Here is an 8,925-nt window from a genome sequence, read left to right as displayed (position 1 = left end):
GATGAACTGCTGACGATTGCCAGCGCCGGCGAGTTTGACGAATTCGACCTAAACGAGTTTTTTGCGGCGACTGGCACAGGAAAAGCCGCACAGTTCAAGCACAAGGTCGATGTCCAGAAGTGGCTCAACATTATCCGAGGCCAAGACACCACGAAGTTTATCGATAGCCTCAAGACGGGCACAACGCCACCATTCCCATATTCAGATACGCGGCTGCTCCCGTACCTACAGCACTCGTTCTGGTTTTTGCCAAACGTGGCTGCCTGCCATGCCATGAGGAACCTTCTGGCCGAAAAGCACAACATCTTCTGGAAAGAGTACGACGTTGTCGTAGCGGCTGGAGCGTCGGCTGGTATTGGATTGGCGGCGCTACCTCCTGTGCGTAAGGCCATTGCAAGTGGGTTCTCAAGCAAAACGATCACGCTTTCATGCGGCAAGCTCACGACGGGCGTGACCGTGCCTCAATGGTCGTCGATCCTGATGCTGCGCAATCTGAAGAGCCCGGAAACCTACTTCCAGGCAGCATTCCGCGTGCAGTCTCCGTGGTCTATCAAGAACCCGAATGGTGACAATCCGAACGAGGAGGAAATCCTCAAGCCAGTCTGCTTCGTGTTCGACTTTGCACCGACGCGTGCGCTGCGGCAGCTCTCCGAATACGGCATCGGCCTCTCTCCGAACGAATCAAATCCGGAGATCGCCGTCAAGGACCTTGTTTCGTTCCTGCCGGTGCTTGCCTACGACGGCGCGAACATGACTCAGATCGATGCTGGCGGCATTCTGGACATAGCAATAGCAGGCACCTCGGCCACGCTGCTGGCGCGCAAATGGGAGAGCGCGCTGCTGGTAAACGTGGACAACGACACGCTGCGTCGAATCCTGGATAACGCCGAGGCGATGGCCGCTGTAGAACGTATCGAGGGCTGGCGCGCGTTGGGTGACAACATCATCGAGACCATCATCAACAAGAGTGAGAACGTCAAGGAGCTAAAGAAAAACGCCAAAGGCAAGGAGCTGACCGAAAAGCAAAAGAAGCAGCTCACCGAGGAAGAGAAGGAATACAAGTCCAAGCGCAAGCTCGTGCAAGAAAAGCTGATCAAGTTCGCGACGCGCATTCCCGCGTTCATGTACCTGACCGATTTTCGCGAGAACACACTACAGGACGTGATCACTAAGTTAGAGCCGGATTTGTTTTTGGCTGTCACTGGTCTAACGGTGAAGGACTTCCATCTGCTTGTGCGCCTCAAAGTATTCAATACCGAGCAGATGAATCAGGCGGTCTTCGCGTTCCGCCGCTACGAGGATGCCTCGCTACGGTACACGGGCATCGAGAGCCACGAGGGGCTCACACACTATGGACTGTATGACACCGTAGTGGGAAGAGAGTGAAGCGCAACGGCCTCCCACCATTACGAAAGTTGATTGAAGTAGGCTTGGGCAGATTGGAAGTCCTGGAACTTCTTACCCCGGAGGTCGGTTAGCTCCATCTCGCCGGCGCTTTCACGATCGGTCCAGTAATGGCCCAGCAGCTTTTTCGAAGGCTCGTCAACGATCTTCAGCCATACTGCGCCGTAGTGAATGGGACTTCTGTCACGCACTTGGAACCGGGGTTCATTCCGGTAAACGCCACTAATGCAGTAAAGGCCGTCGGCAGAGCACACGATTTCTGTTCCTACTAGTTCAGAGCTGGATTCGGCTGTCAAAAGCCTCATGCTCAAAGTGGAGAATGTCTGTCGCACCGTCATGAAGCCTGCAACCGGAGAAATCCCGGAGCCAGTTGCCGGGTTCTTCCAGTTTGACCGGATTTCAACCTTCCAGGTGCCTTCAATGACGGGTCGCTTTACGAACCAACCGTGCAGGAAAGGCAACTTCCAAAGCCAGAGATCAAATGCCAGCACCGCGTAGAGCACGACAGTAGTTACCGTAGACAGGGGCTGGAACCAGGAGGAATGTATTGCCTCATGGTTGATGAGTAGGACGATGGTCCACGCTAAGACAGCGACATAGATGATTGCCTTGATGTATCGCTCAGAGGTCATGGCTATTCAAACCCAATGTAATCCCAGGCTGCCTGCAAGAATGTATTCACTTCGTTGCGATTCCACGGCTGCCATGAATTGAACAGGTATTTGAGTTCATTGACTTCGCCCCATTCGCCACAGCTTTCATCCGTGCGTGTCTCGTTCCATAAATGGGCCAGTGCGTGCCGCACATCCTCAGTCCAAGTGTAGTGGCCGAAATCTTCATTTGGGACATTCCAGACGAGGCACTCTATGAGATATGAGGGTATCGGCTCTGCGGCATCGTATCCCTCATCGGCCATTTCGTTGCGCAGTCGCTTCAAAATCCGCGTGACGGCCTTAAATCTCTGACCTGTATCCTCATTTTTCTGGACACCATTGTCATAATTCTGCCGGGGCCAGTTGATTATCTCTCCGCCATCATCGGGGAGGATCTGCGTGCCTGAGTCAGACCAGTTGTTCTGCGGTGTGCCGTGGAAACGCAGGTGCTCAAACGCAGGAACCACATCGGCATCAATGCGGTAGGTGTTCGCGTGAATATCGAATGCCTTGTTTCCCCGCGTAACCGAGTCCTCGTCGAAGTACGAAACCAAGGCGGCTTCCACGTCGTTCTTGAACTCGGCATAGGAATACTTGCCGTCTGTGTAGCCGAAGACCGCATCGTTCAGCCCGTCACTCATAGAATAGTCGGAGAAGAACGCGCCGGTGTACATCACGCATACATCAACGTCACTATCCTCGCGGACATTAGTGCGGTTGGCGTAGGAACCCTGTGTGAAGACCGTGATGTCCTTTGAGCTGAGCTTCGTGCTGGCACAAATCGCCTTGCGTACCGCGCGCTCTGCGTTCTCACACTTCGTCTGCTGTGTTGTTCCGGGCGCCGCTCCCCAGTTGGAGAACGTCGCTTCCCAGTCGCGACCCGGCATGGCTCCGCCGCCTTTCGTCGTTGTTGTGCTGGAGTTTGCCATCGTTCACTTCTCCTTCGTGCTTGTGTGCCACCCGGTCGATCGAGATGCGCCGGTAGTCCCCGGACTCTCCGCGCTCACCCCTTCTGGATGTGCCGGAATTTTCCATTCAATCCCTTCAGCTTGATGTCGCCTTCGGGAGCCAGTTCCTTGGCCCGACCGATAGCTTCCTGCTGGGTGTCTTCAATCGCGCTGGACCGCTCGGCGTGCGGCTTCTTGATACCCCAACGTCCGTCGTCGCGCTTCTCGATAATCAACTCGTCATGTTTAGCCATTGTCGTATATCTCCTGAGCAAGGTCGTGAGACCCGGTTAGAACTGCGTTGAACTACTGGAGTGGAAGGCCGATCCACGCGCGTGTTGCAGCCTCCGTCACAAAGACGGCATTACTCTTTTTCGTGGCGTTGGCAGCGTCCCGCGCAATGTCACGCACTTGCGCGCTGGTGAGGTTACCTGAGCCGTTGTATTCGGCCCAAGGCAGGTGATAGGTCTGGCCGTTATCGGCGGTTATCAGCCGGGAAAAGCCCTTCTGTTCCATTGCGGCATGAAGAGCGTCATAGTCGGCCCCGATTGCCTGGTGAAGTTCAACGCGAACGGTAAAGTTAGCCATACGAAACATCCTCCTTGTCTCTAAGTCAGGCTCAGTGAGCGGTAGGCGTCGGTCCACTCCAGCCGGGTTGTCGTACCGAGGAAAAAGCGCAGGAATGTGTCATACACGAGGCGGCGCATCATCTTGCCACGCGACGACGTGATGTTCTTGATCAGATCCTGGTACTCGTCGAGGCCGAGCGGGTCTTCGTTGGGTTGTTTGAGCAGCAGGATGAGCTTCTCCAGTGCCCCTTCCAGCATCTTCATGTTGTTGCGGTTGCGGACGTAACCGCAGGCCGCCGCAAATCCAGTGAGGAACGTGCCACCGCCAGAAAAGTAAAACTTCTTGCCGGGTTCGTCGGTGTAGATAAGAAGCACCAGCGGGTGAATATCCTGGGCAACACGCTTGAGCATGTACACCACGTCGGCAATATCCCCGAAATCGACGCCGGTGGCGGTGTAGCCGCTGTCCTTTTCCAGCAGGTCTTCCGCGATCTCTTTCTGCGATGTCTGTGCGTTATTGGTAATGAAGGCTTCCGCTGCTACGGCTATGTCGGAAGCGGCAAACTGGTCACGGGGCTTCTGAGTCTTCCCGGTCGCCTCGATATCGAGCGAGTCTCGGAACACCTTAATGCTGGCGGCGGCCTCAATCTCATCAATCAGGGGCTTACGCATAATTTCGAGCTGCACTTGCAAGCTCATCCGGCGCTGCGCGGTGTTGAAGGTGACCATGTAATGTAGCAGGCCCTCAAGGTCGATGTTGTAATAAATCTCGTAGCGGATAGTCCGGCTTAGCATGGTCCGCGCTGCCGTTTCAGGATCGCCGAGTTTTTCGATGAAGGGGCGAAAGTAGTCCCAAGCCTCGACCGTGATACAGCGGTCGGTGACCAGTTGGTCGCGGTGCAGGGCAATCAGGACCGTGGTCGAATAACACCATGACCGCTGTAGCCCGTCGATGATGCTGTAGTTGATGCCGGTTTCGTCGAGCGATTTGATACGCCCGCTTAAGTCGCGCAGCGCGGCGATCCTAGCTTCCGGCATCTGCGCCCCCTGGATGAAGTCGCGCATCAACCGCCGGTAGATGGGATCGGTGACATGGTCGAACGGTGGCCGTTGCGACAAGTTGTCTTTGATGGAAGTGCGTTGCAGGTACACGGCGAGAGTTTCCTCGACGTGCCCGATTCGCGCGCTGGTCTTCTCATCCACAACTTCACTTGCCACCGGGCGGATCGGCACGAGCGGAATAAGCAGGTCGGTAAAACCGGCTCCTGTAAGCTCCTCCGACAAACCGACGATGCGATTTTTCAGGGCTTCCCGGCGCTCGAATTTCTTGGGAGCCGGAGCTGCTTTAGGGCGTCTTCCGCGTGGCATTTTAGTGATCTCCTTAGGGTCAATCTCGTTATCCGGGGCCGGTGGAGCTATGCTCTCTTCCAGACCGCTCAGTAGCAGTGAATCCATTCAATGGCCTCCTCATGCTTTCTGCCCGAACAACTGAGCATGGAAGAATGTTTGCATATTTGGCTCTAATTTGTCGAGCCAATTTCACAATAAAGCCAATTATATTTTGAGCGCCGTCATGGAGAATCTGTCATATTTCCTCGTAAGCTAAACATTCTAAGGAGCATGGATTGAATTTACCAAGAGCCGCAGGTGCCGAATTTCCTACCGAATAGCTCTCATAAGACTGCACCGACATCGCAAGAGACGATAGAGCACGGCTCTCCTATTGATTCAGGGAGGAAGTTTCCTCCCTCATTCCAGCCGCGTTCCGCGTCTTCCATGACCCACCTCTGCGGGCCGTTCCCTCCCGCAACGCCCTCCCTTACAATTCCTGCGCTCTGCGCCCAGCAAGGTAGACAAGCCTGCTAAGGGGAGCTCCGCCCCTCGCGCCCGCAAGGGGTGTCCCCAGGCTTCCGCGCTGCGCTTGTGCAGCCCTCCGCTGCGCTTCGCCCTTTCCACTCTCGCTGCGCTTCGTTTCAAGGGTGGGAGATCCCCCTCCCCTTGCAGTTGCTACCCCCCGCCTTCGCCAGGAGGCGTTCGGCATGTAGGTACATGCCACGCATGGCATGAAAAGCAACGGCCAAGGCCAAGGAGGAAACACCCATGAACACCATCGCCACCACCAGCAGCGTCACCCCGTCCACCCCAAACCCCAAACAGCCGCAGCAACGGCAGACCGCCAAAGAGATCATCGCCGCCAACGTCAAGGAGCTTATCGAGCAATTGGAGGCAGGTCGTAGCAATGCGCTCACGGCGTACCTCGACGCCATGAGCCGCTTTCACAATTACAGCTTTGGCAACGTCCTCGAAATCGCACGGCAGAGGCCAAACGCCACGCGGGTTGCTGGCCTGTACGCATGGAACCAGTTAGGACGCAAGGTGAAGAAAGGTGAGAAGGGCATCCGCATTCTGGCTCCCATCATCGGCATCAAGCGCAAGAGAAACGAGGAAGCCGAGAAGGACATCACCAAGCAAAACACGGCCGTCTTGGTTGGCTTTCGCAACGCCTACGTCTTTGATGTCTCGCAGACCGACGGCACGGAGCTTCCCACCATGCACGAGGTACACGGCGACGTGGGCGAGAACCGCGACCGTCTTGTTTCATACATCGACCGGCAGGGAATCGAGCTTGTCTTTACCGAGAACATCGCTCCCGCGTTGGGTGTCAGCTACGGCGGCAGGATTGCCATTCTCCCCGGCCAATCGGAAGCCGAGGAATTTTCCACGCTTGTCCATGAACTCGCGCATGAGATGTTGCACAAGGCCGAGCGCCGCACAACGACCACCAAGGTTGTAAAGGAGACGGAGGCCGAGGCCGTCGCGTTTGTTGTCGGCAAGGCGGTTGGTCTGAAAGCAGGAACCGCATCGGCTGACTACATCCACCTGTACCACGGCAACGCTTCACTTCTGGCCGAGAGCTTGGAGGTGATTCAAGAGACCTCCGCTGTCATCCTTGCCGCGTTGGAGCCGTCCCGCACCGAGGAGATGGCCGATGCAGAACTGGCGCAGGTGGCGTAATGAAAACCATCCTCGAAATCCTCAAAAAGGCCGGAGGATGGCACCACGGTCTTTACCTCCGCATCGAAAACCCGCCCTTTATGGCGTTGGTAATCGAGGCGACCGATGAGTCCGGCCCGTGTGGATTGCCTGTCCTGTCTATCGCCCACTATGGCGAACAGAACGGCGACCTCATGCGCGACCCGGAGATGTGTTTCGAGCTGGGCTTTGCGGCAGGAGCGCACCTTACTCCGTTCTATTTTCGCAATGACTATCTCGGAATCGAACAGTTCTCCCGCACCATCGAGGGCGACAACTACGTTTTTGACCGCCACCTCTACGACCAGCACGAAAAGTTCGCTGGGTTGTGGGACAAGAACCTTTCCCGGCAGGGCTTTATCGAAGCCCTCGCCCGGAGAGGCACACGAAGCTAACCGCTTTCCCGTCATGGGCGGGCGAAGCAAGTGTGTCCGTCCCGTTTACCCACCGAATATCCAACCGCTCGAAAGGAGCAATCGCCATGAATACCGCCGTCAACAATGCCACCGAGTACCGCAATCTCCCCCTCGCTTTGCTAACTGAATCCAAGACCAACCCGCGCCGCACCTTCGAGGATGATTCCTTGAAGGAACTGGCCGAGAGCATACGCACCCAGGGCATCCTCTCACCCTTGCTAGTGCGGCCACTCACCGAACAGGGCTTTGAGATCGTCTTCGGAGCGAGGCGTTACCGCGCCGCGCAGATGGCCGAAGCCGCCACCGTGCCCGTCCGCATCAAGAACCTCACCGACGCCGAAGCGTTGGAGGCGCAGTTGATTGAAAACCTCCAGCGCCGCGACGTTCATCCGATGGAGGAGGCCAACGGCTTCCGCGCTCTTCTGAACTTGGAAGAGCCTAAATACTCCGTTGAGCAGATCGCAGCGCGAACAGGCAAGTCGCCCGCGTATGTGGCTGGCAGGTTGAAGCTGACCGAGCTTGCTCCCGTTGTGGTCGAAGCCTTCTACCGCGAGGACATCGGCGTCGGCCATGCGCTCTTGCTGGCAAAGCTCCAGTCCGACCAACAGGAACAGGCACTTGGAGCTTGCTTCAAAGAGGATTGGAGCAACGGCGGGCAGAAGGCGAAACGCATCCTTCTCCCTGTACGGAGCCTCCAATTCTGGATTGAGAGCAACATTCTCCTCATCCTCAAACTCGCTCCCTTCGACAAGCGGGACGCGCAGCTTGTCCCGGCAGCGGGGAGTTGTGTGGACTGCCCCAAGCGGACAGGGCATAACAAGCTCCTGTTTGCGGATGTAAGGCAGGACGCTTGCACGGACCCAAGCTGCTATCACGCGAAGGTCGATGCGCATGTTGCCAAGACTGTTGCGGCGAAACCCAAGCTCGTGCAGATCAGCACGGCCTACGGCCAGCAGCAGGAAGGCAGCGCGACGTTGCCGCGCAACAAATACACCGAGATTCGGCCAGAGAAACCCTCAACCAAAGAAGAGGCGACGCGACCGGAGTTCAAGATGTGCAAGTACACCACCGAAGCCATCGTGTCGGACGGCATCGACAAGGGCGAACTGCGAAAGGTATGCACGGAGCCAACCTGCCCGGTACATCACCCCAAGAAGCAGTCCAGCGCGGACGATGTGAAGTGGAAGGCCGAGCAGGAAAAGCAGCGCAAAGAGGCTGCGATTGCCAATACGACCGGCATCCGCATACTTGCCGCCATCACCGCAGCCGTTCCGGTGCGGTTGATGAAACGCGACCTGCTTTTCGTGGTGGAGCGGCTGGCATCGTTGCTGGACGAAAACCGTCTGGCAGCCGTCGCCCGGCAGCACGGCATCAAGAAGGCGAAGGACAGCGACTCCATCGGGAAGCTGTTTGCTGCCTATCTCCGTCGTGCCGAAGAAAGCGCACTCGGCGGTCTATTGGTAGAGATAACCATTCTCCACGCGGCCACGCGGCAGAACGCAGCACAGATTCTCCGTGATGCCGCAAGCGCGTACAAGGTGGATGTGGATGCCATCGGCCTCAAGGTCAAGCAAGAGTTTGCCGCCAAGGAGAAAGCGAGGCTCACCGCGAAGTCAACAACGAAAGCCGTTGCGAAAGCGCAACCCAAACCCGCGAAGAAGGCGAAGGCCGCATAGCTTCCGCACGTTCGCTAAGGGAGTCTGTCACCCGGCAGGCTCCCTTTTTCGTGCGCCCGTCTTCCCACCCTGGGCGTTGCTCCTGCACGGCAGGAGCTACTATGCCCGCCCACCCGACGGGCTTGCTCCCCGAAGTGTCGTCTGAGTGCCTTTGACGAAGCTAGAGATTACGCCCTTGCGACTTTGGACTGTTCCACGCCGCATTAGAATGTTAGGAAGCGGCGATG

The 8,925-nt window shown here is 56.8% G+C and carries 9 protein-coding genes; 4 read left to right on the top strand and 5 right to left on the bottom strand.

Features of this window, described 5'->3' with window-relative positions; genetic code table 11:
• On the top strand, window positions 1-1,386 hold a 1,386-nt coding region (locus tag GSQ91_RS25730), incomplete at its 5' end, for a hypothetical protein (protein WP_216845283.1).
• A gap of 20 nt (window positions 1,387-1,406) precedes the next feature.
• On the opposite strand, the gene GSQ91_RS16170 is transcribed toward GSQ91_RS25730, so the two are convergent.
• The 5 genes from GSQ91_RS16170 to GSQ91_RS16150 form a co-directional block, all read right to left on the bottom strand.
• The gene (locus GSQ91_RS16170; RefSeq protein WP_158822799.1) at window positions 1,407-2,036 is read right to left on the bottom strand and encodes a hypothetical protein; all 630 of its coding nucleotides are present in this window, start codon (window positions 2,034-2,036) and stop codon (window positions 1,407-1,409) included.
• A gap of 2 nt (window positions 2,037-2,038) precedes the next feature.
• The gene (locus GSQ91_RS16165) at window positions 2,039-2,986 is read right to left on the bottom strand and encodes a nucleotidyltransferase (RefSeq protein WP_158822798.1); all 948 of its coding nucleotides are present in this window, start codon (window positions 2,984-2,986) and stop codon (window positions 2,039-2,041) included.
• A gap of 74 nt (window positions 2,987-3,060) precedes the next feature.
• Window positions 3,061-3,258, bottom strand: coding sequence for a DUF2188 domain-containing protein (locus GSQ91_RS16160; protein WP_158822797.1), 198 nt, complete (start codon window positions 3,256-3,258; stop codon window positions 3,061-3,063).
• Window positions 3,259-3,310: 52 nt separating this feature from the next.
• Window positions 3,311-3,592, bottom strand: coding sequence for a hypothetical protein (locus GSQ91_RS16155; RefSeq protein ID WP_158822796.1), 282 nt, complete (start codon window positions 3,590-3,592; stop codon window positions 3,311-3,313).
• A 20-nt stretch (window positions 3,593-3,612) separates the two neighbouring features.
• On the bottom strand, window positions 3,613-5,028 hold the full coding sequence (locus GSQ91_RS16150; RefSeq protein ID WP_158822795.1) for a hypothetical protein: 1,416 nt from the start codon (window positions 5,026-5,028) through the stop codon (window positions 3,613-3,615).
• A 645-nt stretch (window positions 5,029-5,673) separates the two neighbouring features.
• Here GSQ91_RS16150 and GSQ91_RS16145 point away from each other — a divergent pair.
• The 3 genes from GSQ91_RS16145 (at window position 5,674) to GSQ91_RS16135 (ending at window position 8,698) form a co-directional block, all read left to right on the top strand.
• Window positions 5,674-6,588: an ArdC family protein gene (locus tag GSQ91_RS16145; RefSeq protein WP_158822794.1), complete on the top strand. Its 915-nt coding sequence runs from the start codon at window positions 5,674-5,676 to the stop codon at window positions 6,586-6,588.
• A complete protein-coding gene (locus GSQ91_RS16140) occupies window positions 6,588-7,001 on the top strand; it encodes a hypothetical protein (protein WP_158822793.1) in 414 nt (137 codons plus the stop codon). The genes GSQ91_RS16145 and GSQ91_RS16140 overlap by 1 nt, the downstream gene beginning before the upstream one ends.
• Window positions 7,002-7,087: 86 nt before the next feature.
• Window positions 7,088-8,698, top strand: a complete 1,611-nt coding sequence (locus GSQ91_RS16135) for a ParB/RepB/Spo0J family partition protein (protein ID WP_158822792.1) — start codon at window positions 7,088-7,090, stop codon at window positions 8,696-8,698.
• Window positions 8,699-8,925: the final 227 nt, after the last annotated feature.

The organism is Granulicella sp. S156 (assembly GCF_009766105.1).
In the GTDB taxonomy this organism is placed as follows: domain Bacteria; phylum Acidobacteriota; class Terriglobia; order Terriglobales; family Acidobacteriaceae; genus Granulicella.
Note: the sequence above shows the minus strand (reverse complement) of the source record. Positions and strands in the feature narration are given on the sequence as shown.

What these genes read in the sequence shown, in the direction of transcription:
- GSQ91_RS16170 (WP_158822799.1), bottom strand. Translation starts at nt 2,036, where the DNA reads ATGACCTCTGAGCGATACATCAAGGCAATCATCTATGTCGCTGTCTTA.
- GSQ91_RS16165 (WP_158822798.1), bottom strand. Translation starts at nt 2,986, where the DNA reads ATGGCAAACTCCAGCACAACAACGACGAAAGGCGGCGGAGCCATGCCG.
- GSQ91_RS16160 (WP_158822797.1), bottom strand. Translation starts at nt 3,258, where the DNA reads ATGGCTAAACATGACGAGTTGATTATCGAGAAGCGCGACGACGGACGT.
- GSQ91_RS16155 (WP_158822796.1), bottom strand. Translation starts at nt 3,592, where the DNA reads ATGGCTAACTTTACCGTTCGCGTTGAACTTCACCAGGCAATCGGGGCC.
- GSQ91_RS16150 (WP_158822795.1), bottom strand. Translation starts at nt 5,028, where the DNA reads ATGGATTCACTGCTACTGAGCGGTCTGGAAGAGAGCATAGCTCCACCG.
- GSQ91_RS16145 (WP_158822794.1), top strand. Translation starts at nt 5,674, where the DNA reads ATGAACACCATCGCCACCACCAGCAGCGTCACCCCGTCCACCCCAAAC.
- GSQ91_RS16140 (WP_158822793.1), top strand. Translation starts at nt 6,588, where the DNA reads ATGAAAACCATCCTCGAAATCCTCAAAAAGGCCGGAGGATGGCACCAC.
- GSQ91_RS16135 (WP_158822792.1), top strand. Translation starts at nt 7,088, where the DNA reads ATGAATACCGCCGTCAACAATGCCACCGAGTACCGCAATCTCCCCCTC.